Raw genomic sequence first — 22,518 nt, 5'->3', positions numbered from 1 at the left:
GTCCTGCCGAATTTTGGCCGCGACGCTCTGGGGTGATTGCGATAGCTTGTCGGGGTGGAACTGGAAACCAGTCCACAACTTGGTGGGGAATATAGAGGGTTATCTGGTGGACGGGGAGCCTTGTTCGCAGCTCTTAGCGCCGGGCTTGCAGGGACCGCTCCCTCGGGTGGCGCTCGACGTGCGAAAGCGCGCCCTTGATGTCGCGGCCGCGTCGCTGTTGATCGTCCTGTTCGCGCCCCTTCTGCTGCTGGCGGCCGTCGTCATCAGGCTCGAGTCACCCGGTCCCGCCCTGTTCCGCCAGACCCGCGGCGGCCTGGGCGGCGCCCCCTTCCAGATCTTGAAGCTGCGAACCATGCGCTGCCGGGAAGACGGCCCCGACCTTGCGCAAGCCCGGCGCGACGACGACCGCGTCACCCGGCTCGGGCGGATCCTTCGAGCCACCAGCGTCGACGAGCTGCCTCAACTCTTCAATGTCCTGCGGGGCGACATGTCGCTGGTCGGGCCCCGGCCGCACGCCACGGCCCATGACGACTACTATGGCGCCCGGATACCTGAGTACTACGCGCGTTATCAGGCCCGGCCCGGACTAACAGGGCTGGCGCAGGTCAAGGGTCTTCGCGGCGGCACGGAAACCGTCGAGGTCATGCGCCAGCGGATCCAGGCGGATATCGACTATATCCAGACATGGTCGCTCCTGCGGGACCTGAAGATCGTTCTTTTGACGATCCCAAGCCTTCTGACGACCGATAACGCCTATTGAGCAGCGGCCTTGGTCAAGCGTTCAGCGACGATCAGCAGCGCGAGCCCGATCCGGCCTGACGGATTCTGGAGGCTATTGGCCAAAGCGGTGAGGCGCTTGTCCCCGCCGGAACGCTTGTACTCAACCCGAACCTGGTAGATCACCTGGGCGCGCACGGCTGGCGTCAGGTAGCCCCAATGCTCGTAAGCAAGCCGCGTGCGGGCGAGGAATGCGCTCGTGTGCAGCGGCGCCACAGCGTATGAGCGCCCAAGGGCTTCGTTGGCGCTCGCAAAATCGCCCCGCTTGAAGTCGACCGCCGCCTTGCGCAGCCAGGCCGAGCCGGCCCCGGGACGCATCGCAACTTCGCGGCGGCTTAGGGCTTCCAGACGGTCCAGAGAGACCCTGTCTGTCGCTCCGCTCGCAAGTCCGGCTTCTATGCGCGACGCCAAGGCTTCGGCCGGCGCCGTCGGCATCACACTGAGGTCGCCGCCAAACCGAGCGGCGACCAACGGCGCGGCCGAAAGCAGCGAAGCGACCAGCACGATACCGGCGAAGGTCGGCACGTCTTTGAAGACAGGCAGGCGGCCAGGACGGCTGGAGGGCGGCGAGACAGCCAGCGCCCCAAGCCCCACGGCGAAAAGCGCCTGAAGCGCGGGGGCCTGCACGGCGAAGTCGGACATGCCGTGCAGCAGCACCAGAACCGTCGCGGCGATCGCTGCGCGAGAAAGGGCGCCGCTGGTCCCGGGCTTGGCGGCGCCAAGGCCGACTTGCCAAAGCAGGACGCCGAGCAGCACCAGCATGCTCAAGGCCCCGGCAAGGCCGGCCTCTTCCAGCCACTGAAGATAGAGATTGTGGGTCGCGCGAACATCGTACAGCACGCCCAGGGTTTCGCTCGTCATAACCAGTTGATTCACGACCGGGAACGAGCCGAGCCCGTATCCGAACCACGGGCTCCCCTTGAACGCCAACCAGTGCGCGGTGAAGATGGCTTGGCGCGTGGCGACATCGCTATCCAGGTTCTCGAGCCTAGCGGCGGTGACGTCGGCGCTGCGCATCGCCAGGCCGATCGCCAGCAGTAGCACCGCAGCGCCGCCAATCATCACCACGACCCGGGCTTTCTTTCCCTGGGCGATCACCTGCCAGATCAACAGGATCGCCAGAGCGACCACTGTGGCGAAAATTCCGCCACGGGACGCCGTGAAGGCAAGGGCCACCGCGAACACCGCGACGAGAACAAGGCTGATACTGGCGTCCAGCGGCAATTTATCGAGCGAGAGCCTGCCGTCGGCGCGCTGAATGAACTGGGTCACGAACATGGCCGCGAACACGGTGCAGACGCCCATCAAGGTGGCGATGGTGTTGGGACTGAGCAGGGTGCCGGTCAGGCGGCCGGTCGCGCGCGTGGTGACGTGCTGGAGAACGGTCAGGGCGGCATAGGCTCCAAGCGCGAGGAGCAGGAACCAGAACAGGGCGCGTCTGCGCGTCTCGGAGACGCCGATGAGCTGCGCCGCCAGAAACAGGCAGGCCAAACCGCCCAGCCTGATGATGTTGAGAATCAGGGAAGAGCGGTCGACCGTGATCGAGCCGCCCTTCGGTTCGACATAGAGCCAGACGGGATGCGGGCCGCCCGGTCCGAACGGGGTCAGCGCCCAAGCCGTCATCACCAGGAGCAACGCGAACGGCAACCACAGCGCCGGATTCACGCGAAGAGTGGCCGCCTTTCGAGCCCAGCCGCACGTGGCGAGAAGGGTCAAAAGGAAGAGGGCGTGGAGGACGCCGAAGAGCGAAGAGACCGCCAGTTCGCTCGCGCCGAACGCGACTATCTCGGCAAGGATCAAGGTCAGGAGGGCACCGATCGCGACGCCCTCCGAAAGCTTGAGCCGCCTTGCGCCAGGCGATCTTGGCGAGGACGAGCCGGCGCCCAACCGCGTCTTAGTCCGCATAGTACTTTCGATAGTTCGCGTAGTAGTAGTAGGAGTCGCCGTAGCCGTAACGCGATTGAGCCTTCAGATCCATCTGGGTCAGCGCCACGCCCGCGATGAACGCGCGCGTCCCCTGAAGCAGGGCCAGAGCCGACTGAACGGCCTTGACCGGGGTCTTCTTCCAACGCACCAGCATCACCACGGCGTCGGTGTGCGGCGCCAGGATGCGCGTGTCGGCGATGGCGAGAAGCGGGGCGGTGTCGAGCAGAACGATCTCGTAGCGTCCGCGGAGTTCTCCAAGAAGGCGGAGCATAGCCGAAGAGCCGAGGACGTCCCGCGGCGTATAGGCCGACTTGGCCAGCGGCAGGATATGGGCGCCGCTTTCGTCATTGATGAGGGCCTGATCAAGCGTCGCCACGCCGTTCAGAACCTCGAGCAGACCCACCTGTGCGGGCTCCTTGAGGAACTGGCTGATCGCGCTTTGACGCAGGTCGCAGTCCACAACGATGACCTTGGCGCCGGAGGTCGCGAGGGTTCGCGCCAGCGAGAAGGTCGTCGTGGTCTTGCCTTCGCCTGGCAAGGACGAGGTGACGGCGATTACCTGCACGGTTTCGCCGACCTTGGAGAACAGGATAGACGCCCGCAGCTTGCGCAGGCTCTCGGCGAAACTGGAGAGCGGCTTGGCCAGCAGATAATCTGGCGGCGTCATGCCCTTCAGCGTCTTGGCGTCATCAACCGTGGTGCCAAGGCTCGGGACGGCGCCGAGATAGGGCAGGCCCAGTCGACGCTCGACCTCGTCCTCAGTGAACAGGCCCGCCATCAAGATTTCGGCCAGGACCACGGCGGCCAAACCCGCACCGAGCGCCAAGACCAGGCCCAGAGCCAGATTCAACGCCGGCTTGGGATAGCTTGGGCTGGTCGGGATTTTCGCGGGCGAAACCACACGGGCGTCAGCCTGCTCAATACCTTCCTGGGTCGTGGTCTGCTTGAAGCGCGCCAGTAGCGTTTCGTACAGCGTCTTGACCGACTGCGCCTTACGCTCCAGCTCGGCGAGACCGATATTGGCGCGATTGTTTCCGGCGAGCGTTCCCCTGGAGGCCGCGACGCTCGAGGCGACCGACCCGGTGCGTTGCCGCGCGACCTGGGCCTGGGCTTCAAGGTTGGAGATGATACGACGGATTTCAGCCTGAATCTGGCCGTCGATGTCGGCGAGCTCACGCCGCGCCTTCAGCAGATCCGGGTGACGATCGCCATAACGTCCGCCGAGATCGGCGACCTGCGCGCTCTTCTCGGACCGTTGTTTACGCAGCTGTTGAACGACCGGTGAGTTCAGGGACTCGCCGACATCCTCACCCGTGCTGCCCCGGGCCAGTTGCTGGCGGGCGATGTTGAGGCGGGCGTCGGTTTCAGCCTGCGAGGCGCGGCTGAGCGCCAACTGCTGGTTCAGGCTGGAGATTTCCTGCTCGGTCAGGGTCGCACCCTCGGCGCTGAGCAGATTGTTGGCGATCTTGTATTGCTGCACGGCGGCGTCGGCGGCCTGCACCTGGTCACGCAGTTCGGCGACCCGGGTGTCCAGCCATTCATTGGCCTTCTGAGTCGCGTCGAACTTGGCTTCGAGCTGTTCCGTGAGATAAAGATTGGCGAAGGCGTTCGCCAGCTCTGAGGCTCGCTTGGGGTCCTCGTGCGTGTACTCGATCGAGATGAGATAGGTCATGCCGGCGCGGCGGACCTTCAGTCCCGCTAGAACGCCATCGACGATCCGTTCGCTACGACGCTGAAGCTCGGTTTGATCAACCTTTTCAAGCGGCGCGGCAGCCTTGCGCACTGAAGAGAACCAAGCGCCAGCGCCCCTGGCGTTGGCCAGATACGGATTGAAGTATGGGTCCTGCTCGAGCTTAAGCTCTTTGACCACGCGTGCGGCCAGCGAGCGCGACTTTAGAACCTCCACCTCAGTGTCGACGACGGACGAGTCCGCGGGCAACCCGGAGAGCACAGCGCTCATATCCGTGACCTGCTCCTTACGGACATCCAGCATCACCTGGGCGCTAGCCGTGTACTTCGGCGTCTGCTGCAGGGTGAACAACACCACCGCCGCGAACACCACGACTGCTATGGCCGCGAACAGCCGGAAGCGACGCCTGAACGTCGCGATCACGATGTTCAGATCAAAATACAACGCTCCGGTGTCATTCACCGGAGCGTTCGAAGTTTCAAACCTGGAGCCGTCCATAACTACTCTCAGTAAGCGACAAACCTTGCCGTTTCGTGGACGTTTATCAGAACTGCAGGGCGACCGAAGCCACGAGCTTGTTGTCCTTGAAGGACGAGCCCTTGGCGGCGCCCGAGGACGTCTGCTTGAGGTAGTCGTAGGTCAGGAACAGGCCCACGCGGCGGTTCACGAGATAGGTCGCCGTCGCCGAGAAGCTGTCACGCTTGTCGTCGCGATCGACGCCCTTGTAGACGTCCTTGCCGCGATTGTACTTGGCCGACAGCATGACGTTGCGCAGGAGCTCGTGATCGATCGAAGCGCCGAGCGAGTTCGCGACATAGCCGCCCGACCCAGCCGCCATCGATTCTTGGTTCGACCGAGATGCGTTGACGCCGACCGTCGTCAGTTCCGAGATAAACCACTCGACATTGGCATTGGTGCTGAAGGCGTGGATGTCCTTGAAGGCCGCCACGTCGTAAGACTGCTTCATGTAGCCGGCTTGGATGTCACCGCGCATCAAATCGGAAAGCTCGAAGTTGGCGCCGATGCCGATGACATAACCGTCCGACGTACGATCCTGCGTCGGAACGTTGGTGTCGTAGTCGCGCTTGTTGCCCGTAGCGGTAACATAGACGGCCGTGTCGGGGCTGACAGCATATTCGGCCTTACCGCCGTAAGTCAGCTCATTGCGATCACGAAAATCTTGGTCGACCACGCCGGTGCCGCGGTTATTCGGGACGTCCTTGTAGTTGAAGTCCTTGTTTTCGATACGACCCGTTAGGCGCAGACGGTTAAACTCTTTAACAAGAGTGATATTGCCGGTGTTCACGGCGTACTCAGTAGGCTTGGCGGCGGCCGACGGTGCAGTCGGGGCGCTACGCGGTTCAACCAGGCGCTTGGTTTCGACCGAACCCGTCACATTCGTGCCGCGCTCGATGTCGATCCGGCCGTTGGCCGAGAGCGTGTACTCTTCGGCATCTTCAACGCCTTGGTCGGCGTAGCGAATGACGTTGCCGCCGGCGAAGAAGCCGAGGGCGTGACGTGACCAGTCAGACCGCACGGCCAGTTCCGGCTTGACGCGCCAGATCTCGTCCTTGGTCTTGCCGGTCGCGACGGCATAGATGTTGTCGTTGTGCTCAAGGTCGACCGTGACGCGCGGATAGACCGTGAAGCCGCCGGCCTTCTGGCCCGTCGCTTCAAAGTCCGGACGCGGCCTTTGGCGGACGCTGGTGTTCTTGTCGCGCTTGAAGCTGCTGCCGGTGTCTTGCGCTTGCGCAAGCTGCGGCGCGCTCAACGCGATGCAAGCCGCGATGGCCGAACACGTTAGAATTCGCATGGTATATCCCCACCATATTGAAGGCCGCCAGCGCGCGTCGTGACGCGCTGGTCGGCCTTGAGACAAGTCGATTAGCCGCAGTAGGCGGCGATGACGCCCGCGCACGGGTCAAACGGCGCCGGCGTGGGCGCGGGAGCACCACCTGCGCCTGCGCCTGCGCCGTCGCCGGAACTCGGCTGGGATGCGGACTGGAGGCTGACCAGCACGCTCGGCGCGCCGCCCGCCGTCGCTGCGGCGGTCGTGGTGACGGTCGCGGACTGGTTATTTTGCGTCAACGCCGCTTGGACGGCCGGCGCCTGAGCGACGGTCGCGGCCATCTGCGGCGCGACTGCCGCTGCGACCTGGACGGCCACACCGGCGTTCACTACGCCGCTCGAAACAGCTGCCACCAGCGCAGCGCCGATCGCGGCCGGCGAAGCGCCGGACGCCGCGAGGGCGGCCGAGACAGCCGCTTGAATGGCGGCGAGCTTGGCCGCCGGCGACAGCGCGGCGAAACCGGGCTGAGCCGCTGCGGCCGCGGCGGCGCCGGCGATCGCCGTCTGCAGCGCTTGCGGTGACGGATCCGCCGCAGGGGCCGCCGGCGCCTGGGCGTCCTGAGCCAGAACCTGACCAGCGCTCAAGGGCGCGATTGCAACAGCCAGGCTGATCGCCACGGCGCGGAAACGGTTAGAAGCCATGACTGCTCCCTCCAATTGAACGGCGTCCACTTAGGACAAATTTAACAAATGCTCTACTCGGGATACGCCAGCACCGCGAAATCACAACGATGGCGTTTCCCAAAGAACACACTCGCGGTTCAATTCCCCACCCGGAAAAAGAACTTTGGATCTTCGGCCAGTCGAATTCCCGACCCGGCGTGTCGCGCTGGTTGTGTCCAGCGGCTGAAACGGCAAACTGAGGATGCGCTATACAAACATGGCGGCGCTGGCAAGACAACAAATGTCAGGCTGAATCACGCGGCGGCGCCGGAGTTCTGAATGAATTCGCTTTCAGGGCGAAAAAATAGTTCAAAAATTCCGCAAGCACAGTCCTGAAGGCGCGCTTCGCCGTATTAACTTGCGTGCGGCCGGGCGCGGAAGCTCAGACTGCCGCCCCGCCATAGAAGTGGGACCTCGGCCGCTAGGCGGCGGCCACCCTGCGCGCCTCGATCGTGCGCGCCTGCACGAGGCACCCATACCAGCCCAGCCCCTGATAGGTCTCGTAGCCGGGCGTACGCGCATAGCCGACCGTAACCTCGCCGTCCGCATAGCTGCCCATCGGGCCTGCGGCGGTATCCAGCGGGAAGGTCTCCGTCAGCACGCCCTGGCCGTCCGACGCCGCGAGCACCCGGCCCCGCTCGTCGAGCAGCATGACGCGGGAACGCTCGCGCTCCTCAGGCGTAAGGCGAACGCCGTCGACCACGGCTTGGGCCTGGGGACGCCAATCGAAATGCACGCCCAGAACCCCCAAGGGCCGCCCGTTGGATTCCCCGCCCGCGCGGATCGCCGTGGCGTAGGTGGCGACGGGGGCGTCGCCCAAAGCCGCACAGCGTTCGATATCGCACGCCACGAAGTCGTCGCCGGTCGGCGTGCGCAGCCCTTCCTTGAACCAGCGGGCGTCGGCGACCGAGCGGCCGACGACGTTCGGATACCGCCCGGGCCGGCCATTGGCGATCACCCGCCCCTGGGCGTCACAGACCCACAGGTCGAGATAGACGGTGTAGGCGTCGAGGATCACGCCCAGGCGATCGCTGGCGTGACGCCGGACGCCGGGCTCATCGCCCTGGGCCAGACAGGCCACCACAGCAGAGTCCGTGGCCCACCAGCGCACGTCGCAGGTGCGCTCATAGAGGTTGCGGTCGACGATCTCGATGGCGTTCAGCGCGAGATCCGCCAGGCGTTGGCCGCGCATGTGGCCCAGAATCGCGCCACCGATCGCCGAGAGTTCGTCGAGATCGGCCCGCACTTGGCTTTCCAGAGCGGCGGCCACCGAGTCGATCTCGGTGGAGATCTTCTTGAACTCCTCGGCGACGATGGCAAAGCCCTTGCCCGCCTCGCCAGCCCGCGCGGCGACGATCAGCGCATTGATCGCCAGCATCTTGGCCGCCCGGTTGACCCTGGCGATCTCGCCGATCTTGGCCCCCGCCACACTGGACAGCCGCTCCGAAAGATCCAGGATCCGTTCCGGACGAAGACTGGCGTCCTGTTCCATACACTACGCGCCCCAAAGCAAACTTTCGGCCGAATCGGCCCAACTTCGGCACGATGACGCCCCCGTCATGACAGAGCGATGCGGTCGGACGAGGCCATCAAGATGAGGCGGGTGTTTCCACAAAAGAAAACGCCGGGCCGCCCTTCGATTGGGCGCCCGGCGCTTAGGGAACAAACACTTGCGGCCATAGTTAGCCGCCAAGCTAAGCCTTAGACATCGACCTCGGCGTCGAGCGCGTTTTCCTGAATGAACTCGCGGCGCGGTTCGACGAGGTCGCCCATCAGGCGGCTGAACATGTCGTCAGCGTCGTCGGCGTGATTGACGCGCACCTGCAGCAGGGTGCGCGCTTCGGCGTCGAGCGTGGTCTCCCACAGCTGATCCGGGTTCATCTCGCCCAGGCCCTTGTAGCGCTGGATCGTCAGGCCCTTGCGGCCGGCGTCCAGCACCGCGTTCACCAGGTCAAGCGGGCCGCGCACGGTGGTCGACTTGTCCTTGCGGCGGAACACGGCGCGGCCCGAGAAGATCTCGGCCAGTTTGACAGCGCGTTCGGCCAGGCGGCGGGCGTCGGCGGCGTGCAGCAGCACGTCGTCCAGCACGACCCGCTCCGAAACACCCCGGCGGACGCGGCTGAACACGAAGCCCGTGTCCCCGCGCTCGCCCGACCAGGGGCCATCGCCTTCTTCGGCGTAGAGGTCCAGACGGGCGGCCGCGGCGACCGCGTCCGGCGCATCGCCCAGCAGACCCGCGAGAGCGGCTTGCTCCACAGCGGTCGCCGGGGCTCGCGAGGCCAAGCGATCGATGTTGCCCTTGGCCGAGCGGCACGTCTGAACCAGCGCCAAAAGGTCCTGCCCCGTCATGCGCTCGCCGGAGGCCAGGTCGAGCTCGGCGCCATCGACGCCCTCATCGACCAGGAACGCATCCATCTCGGTGTCGTCCTTGAGGTAGCGCGAGGACTTGCCCTTGCTGGCTTTGTAGAGCGGTGGCTGGGCGATGTAGATGTAGCCGCGCTCGATCAGCTCCGGCATCTGCCGATAGAAGAAGGTCAGAAGCAGGGTGCGGATGTGCGCGCCGTCGACGTCGGCGTCGGTCATCAGCACGATCTTGTGGTAGCGCACCTTGTCGGGGTTGAAGTCGTCACGACCGATACCCGCGCCCAGGGCGGTGATCAGCGTGCCGATCTGGTCGGACGACAGCATCTTGTCGAAGCGGGCCCGCTCGACGTTCAGGATCTTGCCCCGCAGAGGCAGAACCGCCTGGTTGTCGCGGTTACGCGCCTGCTTGGCCGAGCCGCCGGCCGAGTCACCCTCGACGATGAAGATCTCGGACTTGGCCGGATCGCGCTCGGAGCAGTCGGCCAGCTTGCCGGGCAGCGAGGTGATGTCGAGCGCGCTTTTGCGGCGGGTCAGTTCGCGCGCCTTACGGGCGGCTTCGCGGGCGGCGGCGGCCTCGGCGATCTTGCTGACAATCGCCCGCGCCTCATTCGGATGCTCCTCGAACCAGGTCGCGAGCCCTTCCTGCACCAGGCCTTCGACGGCGGGACGCACTTCGGACGAGACCAGCTTGTCCTTGGTCTGGGAGCTGAACTTGGGATCAGGAACCTTGACCGACAGCACGCAGGTCAGGCCTTCGCGGGCGTCTTCGCCGCCCAGGCTGACCTTTTCCTTCTTCAGGATGCCGGAGCTCTCGGCGTAGCCGGTGATGATGCGGGTCAGCGCAGCGCGGAAGGCCGAAAGGTGCGTGCCACCATCCCGCTGCGGGATGTTGTTGGTGAAGCACAGCATCTGCTCGTGGTAGCTGTCGTTCCACCACAGGGCCAGATCGACCTCGACCTTGTCCTTGACGCCGCGCACCGAGATCGGCGCCTTCAAGAGCGGGGTCTTGACCTTGTCCAGGTGGCGAACAAAGGCCTCGATGCCGCCGTCATAGTGCAGCTTCTCTTCCCAGGGCTCGGCGTCGCGATGGTCCTTGAACCAGATCGTCACACCGGAGTTCAGGAACGCCAGCTCGCGCAGGCGATGCTCCAGGGTCTTCCGGTCGAATTCGATGAACGCGAAGGTTTCCTTGGAGGGGAAGAACGTCACTTCCGTGCCGGTCAGCGTCTCGCCCGCCTTCGGCCCTTCCGTACGGACCGGCGAGTCGCCGGTGACCTTCAGCGAGGTGACCGCGTCACCGCGCTCGAAGCGCATCTGGTGGACCTTGCCGTTGCGGTGGATCAGCAGTTCCAACCAGTCGGAGAGGGCGTTCACCACCGAGACGCCCACGCCGTGCAGGCCGCCCGAGACCTTGTAGCTGTTCTGGTCGAACTTACCGCCGGCGTGCAGCTGGGTCATGATGACCTCGGCCGCCGAGACGCCCTCGCCTTCGTGCATGTCGACGGGGATGCCGCGCCCGTCGTCGGTGACCGTCACCGAGCCGTCGGCGTTCAGGATCACCTGGACCTTGGTGGCGTGGCCGGCCAGGGCCTCGTCGATGGCGTTATCGACCACCTCGTAGACCATGTGGTGCAGGCCCGAACCGTCGTCGGTGTCGCCGATGTACATGCCGGGGCGCTTGCGAACGGCGTCTAGGCCCTTCAGCACCTTGATCGAATCCGCGCCGTACTGGGCGGCGGCTTCCTCGGTGGTCATTTCCGGGGTCGACAGTTCGGGAACTTGGTCTTCGGTGTTCTCGGTCATTCGTCTTCCAGAGTAGCCAGGCCGGCGTCGCCCACGCGAACACCTAACGCCCGACCCTTGAGATGGTCGAACAGCGACTCGTCCGTGCCGGTCAGGAAGGCCTGGAGCTTGAGCGCCGTGAGTTCGTCGGCCAAAGCGGCTCGCCTGGTCAGGTCGAGATGCGCAGCGACTTCGTCGAGTAATATTACAGGATTCGGCGCGGTTTCCGCACGCGAAAGTCGCGCCGCCTGGGCCAAAACCAGGTTCAAAATCAGCGCTTTTTGCTCTCCGGTCGAGCATTCCGCCGCCGGACGGTCCTTCTCGACGTGGAAGATGGCCAGATCGCCGCGATGGGGACCGGTCAGGGCTCGTCCCGCCGCGCCGTCACGGGCCCGCGCGGACGCCAGAGCCTGGGCCAGCTTCAGCTCGATCTCGGCGAAAGGCGCGCCCTCCAGCGCCATCCGTTCCCACTCTCCGGTCAGCGACAGCCTGGCCAGAGGGAACGGCCGGTCTCCCCGCCCGTCGATCTCGCCCTGGAGCGCCAGAAGGGTGCGCGCCCGCGCCTGGACCAAGAGCGCGCCGAACTCGGCCAGGCGGGCCTCCAGCGCCGTCAGCCAGGCCGCATCGGCCGGCGCGCCGGTCTCGGCGGCGTCGATCAGGAGCCGCATCCGTTCGCGTTGCGCCTTGTCATAGGCGTTGGCGTTGGCGGCATGCGCGGGTTCCCCCGCAAAGACCAGTCGATCGAAGAACCGGCGCCGCTCGGAGGCCGCTTCCAGGAACAATCGGTCCTGGGCGGGCGTGAGCCAGATGGGGCGAACATGGTCGGCCAGTCGCCCGGGCGGCACGGTCTCGCCGTCCAGCCGCACGGTTCGGCGCGACGCGCCGCCCTGCTCCACGCCCGTGCCGATCCGCACCGGCGGATCATCGCTCGACTGGACCTCGGCGGCGACGGCCCAGGCGCGTCCGACAGCCTCTCCCGGCAGCCGTCGCCCCACCTCCGCGAGACTGACGCCGCGTAGCCCCTTGCCGGGGCTCAGCAGACTGATGGCTTCGAGAAGGTTGGTCTTTCCAGCCCCGTTCGCGCCGAACAGATAGACGCTCCGCCCCCCCGTCTCCAGGCGCGCGCGCTCGTAGGACCGGAAGTCCGTCAGGGTCAGGGAAAGCAGTGCGGCCGACGCCATGCGGGCGTTCTTAAGGGGTGTCGGCCCCCGGGGCTAGGCGGGCCGAGACGCCCGCTCCAATGAGGACGCTGGAGCGGGCCCCGCCTCGGAATGGCCCTCCGGAGACTTGCGCGACATGTAGGCCCCGCCGCGGCCAAGCTCGCCGCCACTCTGTGGCGAGACCATGGCGAAATCGCCGCGGGGCCCTTTCATGGATCCGAATTAAGAATCCGCTGGTCTTCAGAACCTCAGCCCAGCTTGTAGCCGCACAGCTTGTTGCCATCCAGGTCGCGGAAATAGGCGAAATAGGCCTTGGGCATACGCTCACCGGGAGGGCCCTCGCAGACGGCGCCCAGTTCCAGGGCCTTGGCGTGGAAGGCGTCGACCTCCGCAGCCGAGTCGAAGGCGAAGCCGCCCATCATGCCGTTACCGACACCCGCGGGATTGCCGTCGTGCGGACCCAGCACCCCGAACATGCAGCCTTCGCCGCGATAGAGGCGCCCGCCGGACGGATGGTCGAACAGCGGCTTGAAACCGGCCGAGGCCAGCAGCGCGTCATAGAAGGCCTTGGCCTTCGGCAGGTCGTTCGATCCGACCGTCAGATAGTTCAGCTTGGCCATGGGCCGCCTCCCGTTTTGATATGAAACGGACCTTATAGCCTCTCCTGGCGCTTGCAACTTGCCCTGAGCGTCAACGCTCCCAGAGGCCCCGATGGCCGTAGACCCAGGCGCCGACGTCCGCGAAACGATCGGTGACGATCGAGCAGGTGCGAACACGGCCGGCCTTGGCGCTGACGATCCAGCCGGACCGCTCCAGGATCTTCAGGTGCTTCATGAACGAGGTCAGCGCCATGTCGAACGGCGCGGCCAGGTCGCCGACGCTGGCCGGACCCTGGCCCAGTCGGCTCAGGATCGCGCGCCGGGTCGGATCAGCCAGGGCCTGAAACACCGCGTCCAAGGTTTCGGATTGCTCAGCCATGCGGCTAAGTATGGTTAAGGCGCGCAAAGGGCGCAATGCGCAACCGTGTGCGCACCGTAAGGCGCGGCAAAGACGCCGTTCCTCGGAAACTCACCCAACGCGTTAAGCTTGCAAGCGGGCTACTGCGCGGCGTCCAAGCCAAAGACCTTGGTCAGGAACTGGGTCTCGACCTCGCGTCGGCGGTCGTTATTGACCTTCTTGCGGAAGCCGTGGCCCTCGTCCTTGAACTGGACGTACCAGGTCTCGACGCCCTTCTCGCGCAGCTTGGCGACGATCTGGTCGGACTCCGACTTGGGTACGCGGGGGTCGTTCCAGCCCTGCATGACCAGCATCGGCTTGGTGATCTTGCCGACATTGTTCATCGGCGAGATGGCCTCGAAGACCTTCAGCATCTTGGGATCGCGCTCGTCGCCGTACTCGGCGCGGCGAAGATCGCGCCGGTACGCTTCTGTGTTCTGAAGGAACGACACGAAGTTGGAGATGCCGAACAACTCGATCCCGCCGGCCATGCGGTCCGAATAGTGGGTCATGACCGCCAGTGACATGTAGCCACCGTAAGAGCCGCCGCTGACCACCACCCGGCTCGGGTCGAGATCCGGCTGGGTCTTGATCCAGTCCAGCAGGGCGCCGATGTCCTTGACCGAGTCCTCGCGCTTTTCGGCGTTGTCGAGGTTCAGGTAGGTCTTGCCGTAGCCGGTGGAGCCCCGAACATTGGGGACGATGACCGCCGCGCCCAGCTCGGCGACGGCGTGTTGGCTGAACGTGTTGAACGTCGGCCGCGATTGCCCTTCAGGACCACCGTGGATGTCGATGATCACCGGCGCCTTGCGCCCGGCGGGCAGCTTGGGTTTGTAGACAAGGGCGGGGATCGATCGCTTGTCGAAGGACGGATAGCGAACCAGCTCCGGTGTCACCAAAGCCTTGGGGTCCAAGCCTCCGAGCTCCGACGCCGTCCAACGCTCGAGCTTGCCGTCGCTCACGCCCCAGCTCCAGGCGTCGCTGGCGCCGGTCGACGTGGCGAGGCTGAAGCCCAGTTTGGCGCCGTCCGGCGAGAAGCCCAGGCCCGAGACCACGCCGGCGGGCAGGCTGGGCTGCGGCAAGGCCCGGCGGGTGACGAAGTCCTGCACGACGAGCTTTGAATAGCCGTCCTCATTGACCGAATAGGCCAGGACGCGGCCGTCTTCGGAGAGCGCAAAGCTCTCGACGTCCCAATTGCGGTCGCCGGAGATGTTGGTCTTGGTCCCAGTCGCCAGATCGATCTGGGTCAGACGCAGGAAGTCCGAGCCCTCGTCCGAAAGCAACAGCACCGATCGGCCGTCGGGTGTGAACTCGCCGCCGCCATAGGCGATCTTGGCCTTGCTGGGGTTCAGCTCCGTCAGCTTGCCGCTGGCCACGTCCAGCAGCCAGCGCTTGGACTCGGCGATCGAGAAGTAGCGGCCCAGCAGGACCGTCTTGCCGTCGGGCGACAGGGCCAGCGGCGAGACCTGCCCCTGCCCCTTGAAGATGACCTTGGTCGCGCCGGACGCGTCCCGCATCATCACGTCATAGTCCGCCGAGCCCCTCACGGCCCGCGACCATACGAGAACGGTCCCGTCCTTCGACCAGGTCGGCGAGACGTTGCGGACGCCGGTTTCGGTCAGCTGGGTGGTCTTGCCGTCCGGCTCGCGCAGGAACAGTTGGAACCACTCATCGCCGCCCGTGTCCTTGGAGAACAGGATCCGGCCGCCCGGCAGGACGCGGGGCGAAGCGACGGGCTCTTCGTAGAAGGTGATCTGGCTGCGGTCTGCGCCTGGGGCGGCCACCAGGTGCAGCTGGTTGGTGTTGCCAAAGCGGGTGCCGATGACCATGCCGCCGCCCGGCAGCCAGTCGCCGAACGACGCCGAGCGCGCGTTCTGATAGCGCGCCAGGGTCTCGCGGATCGAGGCGGGCGCGACTGGCACGTTCTCGAGAATCTGATTGCCAATCTCGCGCCGCTCGACGGGCGCGATCTGGGCCAAGGCCACCGGCGCGGACGCGGCCGACAGGATGAGGGCGGCAAGAACAGACAAGCGAGCGTTCACCGGCGGCTCCATTCAGGTCAGGGCGCAGACCTTTATTCAGCGAAGCCTTCGCCGCAACGCCAATCTTGGCGGTGAGGCCGGATCGGCGCTCAATAGGCCAGAGCCACGCCGTCCTTGCGCATTTCGGTGGCGGCGGCGTAGCGACCAGGCCAGCGCTCAATGGCCTGGTAGCCGCCATAGCCGCCGCGCTCGGTCTTCAAGGTCCAGCCGAGGGCCTCGAGGTCCTTGCGCGTCTGAAGCGGGACGCCGCTTTCCAGATCCAGCACCGTCATGTCTTCAGCGCCGATACCCGTCGGCTCCGAAGAGCCGCCGTGGTGCCAGCGCGGCGCATCGCCGGCCTCCTGCACGCCCAGGCCAAAGTCGACCATGTTGCTGATGATCTGGGCTTGGCCCTGGGGCTGCATGTCGCCGCCCATCACCCCGAACGACAGCCACGGCTGGCCCTCACGCAGAGCAAAGCCCGGGATGATCGTCTGGAACGGCCGCTTGCCCGGTGCGTAGATGTTGGGATGGCCATCGGTCAGGGCGAACAGTTCGCCCCGGTCCTGGAACATGAAGCCCAGCCCGTCCGGCGACAGGCCTGACCCCATGCCGCGATAGTTCGACTGGATGATCGACACCATCATCCCGTCCTTGTCGGCCGTGGTGAAATAGGTGGTGTCGCCCCGGCTGGGGGCCTGTCCCGGATAGATGGGCGTCAGGATCTTGTCGGGCCGGATCAGCTTGGCGCGCTCGGCGGCGTAGTCCTTGGAGATCAGCCACTCGATCGGCGATTTGTAGAAGTCCTGGTCGGCGTAGAACCGGGCGCGGTCCTCATAGGCCAGGCGCTTGGCCTCGACCGCGTGGTGGATGGCCTGCGCCGACTGGAAGCCCATCGCCTTGACGTCGAACCGCTCAAGGATGTTCAGCAACTGCAAGGTCGCCAGGCCTTGGGTGTTGTCGCCCAGGGCGCAAACCTCGACGCCGCGGTAGCCGGTCTTGTGAACCCTGGTCCAGACGGCGCGGTTGGCTGCGAGGTCCGCCTTGGTCATCCAGCCGCCGATGCGCTTGAAATAGGCCTCGATGGTGGCGGCGATTTCACCCTCATAGAACGCCCGGCCGCCGCCTTCCGCGATCAGGCGGTAGGTCCGACCCAGGCGCGGGTTCTTGAAGATCTCGCCCTCGACCGGCGTCTTGCCCGTCGGCGCCCACACGGCCTTGAAGTTCTCGACCTCTTCGACGCCCGAGGCCGGATTGGTGAAGCGCCGATAGCTGCTGGCCAGATAGAAGGCCACGTTCTGGGTGATCGGGTGGCCCTGTTCGGCATGGTCGATGGCCGGGGCGAACAGCTCGGACCACTTCAGCTTGCCGTAGCGTTCGTGCATCTCGCGCCAGGCGTCGACCGCGCCCGGCACACTGACCGTGACCGCGCCCCAGGACGGGATCTTGCCGTCCTTGGATCGCGCGCGCACCGTCTCCAGGCTCAAGCCCTTGGGCGAACGGCCCGAACCGTTCAGGCCCATGACCTGCCGGGTTTTGGGATCCCACAGCATCACATAGCAATCGCCGCCGATGCCGCAGGCGATCGGCTCGACAAGGCCCAGCACCGCATTGGCGGCGATGGCGGCGTCAGCGGCCGAACCCCCTTTGCGCAACATGTCGATCGCCGCCTGGGTGGCCAGGGGGTGCGCGGTCGCCGCCGCGCCGTTGATCCCCCACGCCGCCGAACGCGAAGCGAAACTGGCCCCCGCCACGCGGTCGCCGCCACGGACGTCGGGTCGGTTCAGATTGGGATTGGCGCCGCTGAACAGCTGCGACTGGGCCATGGCCGGACCGGCGATGGCGGCGGCCGGCAGGGCGGCGAGGAACGTGCGGCGGCGCATGATGAGTCCTCTCAGCAAAACGGGCGCTCGAAGGCGCCCGTTTCTCAACAATCAGGCTGCGGATCAGACCCGCAGCGGCATCAGCACGTACTTCACGCCCGGATCGACCGGATCGACGACCAGGGTCGGGCTGGCCGGATCGGCGAAGCGGAACTCGGCCTGCGGGCCGGCGATCTGGCCGCAGACGTCCAGCAGATAGCGGGCGTTGAAGCCGATCTCGAAGGGCTCGCCGTCGTAATCGACCTCGACCTCTTCGACGGCCTGGCCGGCTTCCATGTTGCGGACGGTCAGGGTGATGCGACCCGGCTCGACGGCCAGTTTCACCGAACGGCTCTTCTCGGCCGAGATGGTGGCCACCCGGTCCACGGCCTTGGCGAACAGGTCGTTGTCCAGGGTCAGGATCTTGGCGTTGTCGCGCGGGATCACCCGCATGTAGTCGGGGAAGGCGCCGTCAATGACCTTGGAGGTCAAGGCGGCCGCGCCGAACTCGAAGCGGACCTTCTGCGGGGAGACCTGCAGATCGACCGTCTCGCCGGCCGATTCCATCAGGCGACGGGCTTCGGCGATGGTCTTGCGCGGCACGATGACGCCCGGGATGCCGACAGCGCCCTCGGGTGCGGGCATCTCGGCCAGGGCCAGACGGTGGCCGTCGGTGGCGACGGCGCGAAGCTTGGTCTCGCCGCCCTCGTTGACCGTGTGCACATAGAGGCCGTTGAGGTAGTAGCGCGTCTCTTCGGTCGAGATGGCGAACCGGGTCTTGTCGATCAGGCGGATCAGTTCGTTGGTGTCGACCGCGATGCGGCTGGACAGGCCGTCCGAGCTCATCACCGGGAAGTCGCCGGCCGGCAGCACCGGCAGGTTGAAGCGCGAGCGGCCGGCCTGAATCACCAAGCGCGGATCATCGCCGCTGAAGCTCAGCGACACGTCCGCGCCGTCGGGCAGCTTGCGAACGATCTCATAGAGGGTGTGGGCCGGCGCGGTGATCTGGCCGGGCACGTCGATCTGGGCGAAGCCCTCGTCGATGATCTCCATGTCGAGGTCGGTGGCCGAGAACGACAACCGGTCACCTTCGGCCGACAGCAGGATGTTCGACAGGATCGGGATGGTGTTGCGGCGCTCGACGACGCTCTGCACATGCCCCAGCGCCTTCAGGAGCGCCGCCCGTTCGATCGTAAGCTTCATAGTCCAGTCCAGATATCGGGTTCAGCCGCCCCTGGGGAGAATCAGCCCCGCGCGAACCCGTGGAGAAGGGACCGCCGACATTAGCGAAAACACGCGCGCGGGGAAGAGGCCCAAGCCCTTGCAGCGCGGGATTCAAGCGCCATTTATTGAGAACGATTCTCAAATAGGAGCATGAAGATGCGCCTTGCCCTCAAGACCCTGACCTATGCGTCCATGCACCTGACCGTGGCGGTGGCCGTGGCCTACGCCCTGACCCGCGACTGGCGCGTGGCGCGTGGCGCTGGCGGTCGGCGTGGTCGAACCGATGGTCCAGACCGTGGCCTTCACCATCCACGAGCGGCTGTGGTCGCGCGCCGACAGGCGGGCGCGCGACCGATCCGGCGATCAGGCCTTGGCGTCGAACGTGCCGCCCGAGCTGTCGCCCTCGGCGGCCGCGCCGGCGTAGGGATTGGCCGAGGCCGCAGGCGCGTCCGGGCCCGTCGAGCCCTTGGCCGCCACGGCGACCATGGCCGGGCGGACGAGGCGGCCCATCAGCTCATAGCCGGCCTGCATCACCATCAGCACGCCGCCGGCGGCCACCTCGGTCGAGGGCTGCTCGGTGACGGCCTGGTGCAGGTGCGGGTCGAACTTGTCACCCTTGGCCGGGTCGATCTTCTTCAAGCCGTTGCGTTCAAACGCGCTCTGCAGCTCCTTCTCGGTCATCTCGACGCCGATGATGAAGTTCTTCACCGCCGGATCGGTCGAGTCCTTGGGGCTGTGGGCGGTGGCGCGGCCCAGATTGTCGGCGGCGCCCAGGAGGTCGCGCGCGAACTTCTGGATCGCGTAGGCGCGCGCGTCGTTCATCTCGCGCTCGGCCCGGCGCTTGGTGTTCTCGGCCTCGGCGGCGTAGCGGAGCGCCTGCTCCTTCAGTTGCGCCACTTCCAGCTTCAGCGCCTCGATTTCCTGCGTGGCGTCGTCGGCTTCGAACGGCATCTCTTCCGCCGGCGTTTGCTCGTCGGTCATTGGGTAAAGTCCTTATCCATCCATCATCCGCCCGAGCACCCGGGCGGTATAGTCCACCAACGGAATGACCCGAGCGTAGTTCAAACGGGCGGGCCCGATCACGCCGATCGCGCCCAGCACCTTCTGGCGTCCCGTCATATAGGGCGCCGCGATCACCGAGGAACCCGAAAGCGAAAAGAGACGCGTTTCGGCCCCGATATAGATCCGAACGCCCTCGGCGTCGCGTACGTCATCCAGCAGACCGATCAGCTGACCCTTCTGCTCCAGATCGTCGAACAGTTGCCGCACCCGGTCGATGTCCTCGCGAGCCCGGGCGTCGGCCAGCAGGTTGGCTTGGCCACGCACGATCAGCGAGCGCGCGTCGCCCTCGCCACCGCTCCAGGCCGCCAGACCATCCTCGACGAGGCGGGCGGCGGTTTCGTCCAGTTGCCGGCGCGCGGCGTCCAGCTCGCCGCCCATCTCGGTCCGCGCCTCGGTGAGCGTGCGGCCGCGCAGGCGGGCGTTGAGGAAGTTAGAGGCCTCCTGCAGCGCCGAGGGCGTGACGCCCGGCGCCTGGCGCATCAGGCGATTTTCGACCTGGCCGTCCTCGAACACCATGACCGCCAGCACCTGGCCGCCGCCCAACGGCACGAACTCCACATGCTTCACCCCGCCCTCACGCACCGGCGTGACGACAATGCCGGCCCCGCCGGCCAGGCCGGACAGGATCGAGGAGGCCTCGGCCAGAGCTTCCTCGAACGAGCGTCCCTTGACCGCCAGACGCGCTTCGATCGCCCGCTTTTCCTGCTCGGCGACATCGCCGACCTCGAGGAAGCCATCGACGAACATCCGAAGACCTGCGTGGGTGGGCATGCGCCCCGCGCTGGTATGGGGCGCGTCCAGAAGGCCCAGATGCGCCAGATCCTGCATGGTGTTGCGGATCGAGGCCGGCGACAGCGCCACCCCACCCTTGGAGATGGTGCGCGAGCCTACCGGCTCCCCGGTCTCGATGTAGGATTCCACCACGCGCCGGAAGATGTCACGGGCGCGAGCGTCCAGTTCGGCCAGCCCAGGCGTGCGGACGATCGGCCCTGGGAAGAGCTGCGTCATGTCCCTGCGCTCCGATCAAGCGTGGCTTCGAAGACCCGGTCGGCGAACAAAAGCGGTCGGCCTCTTTCAAGTTCGGCTTCCAATAGGATAAGCGGCCACCCACACACATTCAAATATCCCCGTAGATCAGGAGTTTCCCATGCGTCCGTCCGAACGCGCCCCCGACCAGCTGCGCGCCGTCTCGCTGGAAACCGGCGTCAACCGCTATGCGGAGGGCTCCTGCCTGATCTCGTTCGGCCACACCAAGGTCCTGGTCACCGCCACGGTCGAGGAGAATGTGCCCGGCTGGATGCGCAACAAGGGCGCCGGCTGGGTCACCGCCGAGTACGGCATGCTGCCCCGCGCCACGCACACGCGCGGCCGCCGCGAGGCCGCCGCCGGTAAGCAGACCGGCCGCACCCAGGAGATCCAGCGCCTGATCGGCCGCTCGCTGCGCGCGGTCGTCGACCTGAAGGCCTTGGGCGAGCGCCAGATCACGCTGGACTGCGACGTCGTCCAGGCCGACGGCGGCACCCGCACCGCCGCCATCACCGGCGCCTGGGTCGCCTTGCGCCTGGCCACTCAGTACCTCCTCGACGAGGGCGTGCTGAAGACCGACCCGATCCTGGGCCAGGTGGCGGCCGTCTCGTGCGGCGTCTTCAACGGCGCGCCGGTGCTGGACCTCGACTACGAGGAAGACAGCAACGCCGAGGCCGACAGCAACTTCGTCCTGACGGGCGAGGGCGATATCGTCGAGATCCAGGCCACCGGCGAGAAGCGCGGCTTCACCCGCGCCGAGTTCGAAAGCCTGTACGGCCTGGCCGAAAAGGGGATCAACGAACTGTTCGCCCTGCAGCGCGCCGCGATCAGCCGGTAAGATCCAGGGCTTGCCGAACCGGGGCGCCGGGCCCAGATTCGGGTCTCAAGTCTAGGAGTCCCGCGTGCCCACCCCGTTCGATGGCTATGAAGTCGAAGCCCGCCTGCGTCCCTCGGCCGAAGCCTATCGGTTCGACCTGGACCAGGCGCTGGCCTCGATGGTCGCCCTGGAGGCCAAGGTCCCGGCCGACGCCTACACCGCCACCATCCTGGGGACCGAGCGCGTCGGCAATGGCGTGGTCATCAGTCTGGGCGGACTTGTCGTCACCATGGCCTATCTGATCACGGAGGCCGAGGAGGTCGTGCTCACCCGCAACGATGGTCGTCGCGTCCCCGCCCATGTGCTGGGCCTCGACGCCCGGTCGGGGCTGGGCCTGGTCCAGGCGCTGGAGCCTCTGGACTTGCCGGCGATCACCATCGGCGGCGCCCGCGACCTGGAGGCCGGCTCGGCGATCATCGCCGCCGGCGCGGGCGGCCGCGCCCATGCGGTGGCGGGGCAAGTGCTGACCCGGATGCCGTTCGCCGGCTACTGGGAGTACAAGCTGGAGGACGCGATCATCACCGCCCCGGCCCATCCGCACTGGAGTGGCGCGGCCCTGATCGGCCCCAAGGGCGACCTTGTCGGCCTAGGATCCTTGACCCTGGAGGGCCGCGACCAGAACGGCGAGGCGCGCCCGCTCAACATGTTCGTGCCCGCCGAGCAGCTGCCGCCGATCCTGGATGAACTGGCGCGCGGCCGCAGCCCGCATCCGCCGCGTCCGTGGCTGGGCGTGTTCGCGCAGGAGATGGAGAACCACGTCGTGATCGTCGGCGTCTCGCCCAACGGCCCCGCCGCGCGCGCGGAACTGCGCGCTGGGGACCTTATCCTGGCGGTCGACGGACAACCGGTTTCGGACCTGTCGGAATTCTACGACGCGCTCTGGGCGCTCGGAGAGGCCGGCGTCACCGTGCCGCTGAAAATCCTGCGCGAGGGCGACGCCTTCGAGATGGAGGTCCGCTCGATGGACCGCACGAGCCTGCTGAAGAAGCGGCGGCTGAATTAATCTTCCTGGCCGTCGGCCGGGCCGTATTCGAAGCTCAGGAGGTCGCCGGGCTGGCATTCCAGTTCGCGACAGAGCGCGTCGAGGGTCGAGAACCGCACCGCGCGCGCCTTGCCCGTCTTCAGGATCGACAGGTTGGCGATCGTGACGCCGACGCGGTCCGACAGTTCGGTCAGCGACATGCGGCGCTCCAGAAGCACGCGGTCGAGGTTCACGCGGACGGGCATGCGGGATGGCTCC

The 22,518-nt window shown here is 66.3% G+C and carries 18 protein-coding genes and 1 pseudogene; 4 read left to right on the top strand and 15 right to left on the bottom strand.

The features are described from left to right. Positions 1-106 precede the first annotated feature (106 nt). The gene (locus CA606_RS00865; RefSeq protein ID WP_096053921.1) at positions 107-760 is read left to right on the top strand and encodes a sugar transferase; all 654 of its coding nucleotides are present in this window, start codon (positions 107-109) and stop codon (positions 758-760) included. On the opposite strand, the gene CA606_RS00860 is transcribed toward CA606_RS00865, so the two are convergent. From CA606_RS00860 to dnaN, 12 genes are all read right to left on the bottom strand, one after another. Continuing rightward, the gene (locus tag CA606_RS00860) at positions 754-2,682 is read right to left on the bottom strand and encodes an O-antigen ligase family protein (RefSeq protein ID WP_096052828.1); all 1,929 of its coding nucleotides are present in this window, start codon (positions 2,680-2,682) and stop codon (positions 754-756) included. The two genes, CA606_RS00865 and CA606_RS00860, sit on opposite strands and share 7 nt — an antisense overlap. After that, positions 2,672-4,891 (bottom strand): GumC family protein, encoded by a 2,220-nt coding sequence (locus CA606_RS00855; protein WP_096052829.1) that lies wholly within the window; start codon positions 4,889-4,891, stop codon positions 2,672-2,674. Before CA606_RS00855 ends, CA606_RS00860 begins: the two co-directional genes overlap by 11 nt. A gap of 46 nt (positions 4,892-4,937) precedes the next feature. Continuing rightward, complete coding sequence (locus CA606_RS00850; RefSeq protein WP_181242722.1) at positions 4,938-6,206, bottom strand: outer membrane beta-barrel protein; 1,269 nt, start codon at positions 6,204-6,206, stop codon at positions 4,938-4,940. Between the two features lie 71 nt (positions 6,207-6,277). Beyond that, positions 6,278-6,898: a hypothetical protein gene (locus CA606_RS00845; protein ID WP_096053922.1), complete on the bottom strand. Its 621-nt coding sequence runs from the start codon at positions 6,896-6,898 to the stop codon at positions 6,278-6,280. Between the two features lie 427 nt (positions 6,899-7,325). After that, positions 7,326-8,396 carry a methyl-accepting chemotaxis protein gene (locus CA606_RS00840; protein ID WP_096052831.1) on the bottom strand — a complete coding sequence of 357 codons (1,071 nt, stop codon included), beginning with the start codon at positions 8,394-8,396 and terminating at the stop codon, positions 7,326-7,328. A 209-nt stretch (positions 8,397-8,605) separates the two neighbouring features. Continuing rightward, positions 8,606-11,071: a DNA topoisomerase (ATP-hydrolyzing) subunit B gene (gyrB, locus tag CA606_RS00835; RefSeq protein ID WP_181242721.1), complete on the bottom strand. Its 2,466-nt coding sequence runs from the start codon at positions 11,069-11,071 to the stop codon at positions 8,606-8,608. After that, the gene (gene recF, locus CA606_RS00830; RefSeq protein WP_096052832.1) at positions 11,068-12,231 is read right to left on the bottom strand and encodes a DNA replication/repair protein RecF; all 1,164 of its coding nucleotides are present in this window, start codon (positions 12,229-12,231) and stop codon (positions 11,068-11,070) included. The genes gyrB and recF overlap by 4 nt, the downstream gene beginning before the upstream one ends. Positions 12,232-12,458: 227 nt before the next feature. After that, a complete protein-coding gene (locus CA606_RS00825; protein ID WP_181242720.1) occupies positions 12,459-12,830 on the bottom strand; it encodes a VOC family protein in 372 nt (123 codons plus the stop codon). Between the two features lie 70 nt (positions 12,831-12,900). Beyond that, a complete protein-coding gene (locus CA606_RS00820; RefSeq protein ID WP_096052833.1) occupies positions 12,901-13,188 on the bottom strand; it encodes an ArsR/SmtB family transcription factor in 288 nt (95 codons plus the stop codon). Between the two features lie 119 nt (positions 13,189-13,307). Next, positions 13,308-15,236: a S9 family peptidase gene (locus CA606_RS00815; protein WP_233282170.1), complete on the bottom strand. Its 1,929-nt coding sequence runs from the start codon at positions 15,234-15,236 to the stop codon at positions 13,308-13,310. 101 nt (positions 15,237-15,337) lie between these two features. Further along, the gene (locus tag CA606_RS00810; RefSeq protein ID WP_096052834.1) at positions 15,338-17,110 is read right to left on the bottom strand and encodes a gamma-glutamyltransferase family protein; all 1,773 of its coding nucleotides are present in this window, start codon (positions 17,108-17,110) and stop codon (positions 15,338-15,340) included. Between the two features lie 63 nt (positions 17,111-17,173). Next, positions 17,174-18,292: a DNA polymerase III subunit beta gene (gene dnaN, locus CA606_RS00805; RefSeq protein ID WP_010918045.1), complete on the bottom strand. Its 1,119-nt coding sequence runs from the start codon at positions 18,290-18,292 to the stop codon at positions 17,174-17,176. Positions 18,293-18,469: 177 nt separating this feature from the next. On the opposite strand from dnaN, the pseudogene CA606_RS00800 reads away from it, so the two are divergent. Then, a pseudogene (locus CA606_RS00800) lies at positions 18,470-18,737 on the top strand (DUF2061 domain-containing protein). On the opposite strand, the gene grpE reads toward CA606_RS00800, so the two are convergent. Further along, positions 18,677-19,294 carry a nucleotide exchange factor GrpE gene (gene grpE / locus CA606_RS00795; protein ID WP_096052835.1) on the bottom strand — a complete coding sequence of 206 codons (618 nt, stop codon included), beginning with the start codon at positions 19,292-19,294 and terminating at the stop codon, positions 18,677-18,679. The pseudogene CA606_RS00800 and the gene grpE sit on opposite strands and share 61 nt — an antisense overlap. Positions 19,295-19,306: 12 nt before the next feature. Continuing rightward, positions 19,307-20,383, bottom strand: coding sequence for a heat-inducible transcriptional repressor HrcA (hrcA, locus tag CA606_RS00790; RefSeq protein ID WP_096052836.1), 1,077 nt, complete (start codon positions 20,381-20,383; stop codon positions 19,307-19,309). Positions 20,384-20,522: 139 nt separating this feature from the next. On the opposite strand from hrcA, the gene rph reads away from it, so the two are divergent. Next, entirely contained in the window at positions 20,523-21,239 is a 717-nt protein-coding gene (gene rph / locus CA606_RS00785; protein WP_096052837.1) for a ribonuclease PH, read from the top strand. A 64-nt stretch (positions 21,240-21,303) separates the two neighbouring features. Continuing rightward, on the top strand, positions 21,304-22,281 hold the full coding sequence (locus tag CA606_RS00780) for a S1C family serine protease (protein ID WP_096052838.1): 978 nt from the start codon (positions 21,304-21,306) through the stop codon (positions 22,279-22,281). Here the strand turns inward: CA606_RS00780 and CA606_RS00775 are convergent. Further along, the gene (locus tag CA606_RS00775; protein WP_096052839.1) at positions 22,278-22,505 is read right to left on the bottom strand and encodes a helix-turn-helix domain-containing protein; all 228 of its coding nucleotides are present in this window, start codon (positions 22,503-22,505) and stop codon (positions 22,278-22,280) included. The genes CA606_RS00780 and CA606_RS00775 overlap by 4 nt on opposite strands. Between the last annotated feature and the right edge of the window lie 13 nt (positions 22,506-22,518).

Source organism: Caulobacter vibrioides, from assembly GCF_002310375.3.
GTDB classification, from domain to species: domain Bacteria; phylum Pseudomonadota; class Alphaproteobacteria; order Caulobacterales; family Caulobacteraceae; genus Caulobacter; species Caulobacter vibrioides_D.
This window is presented reverse-complemented; position numbering and strand designations above follow the sequence as displayed.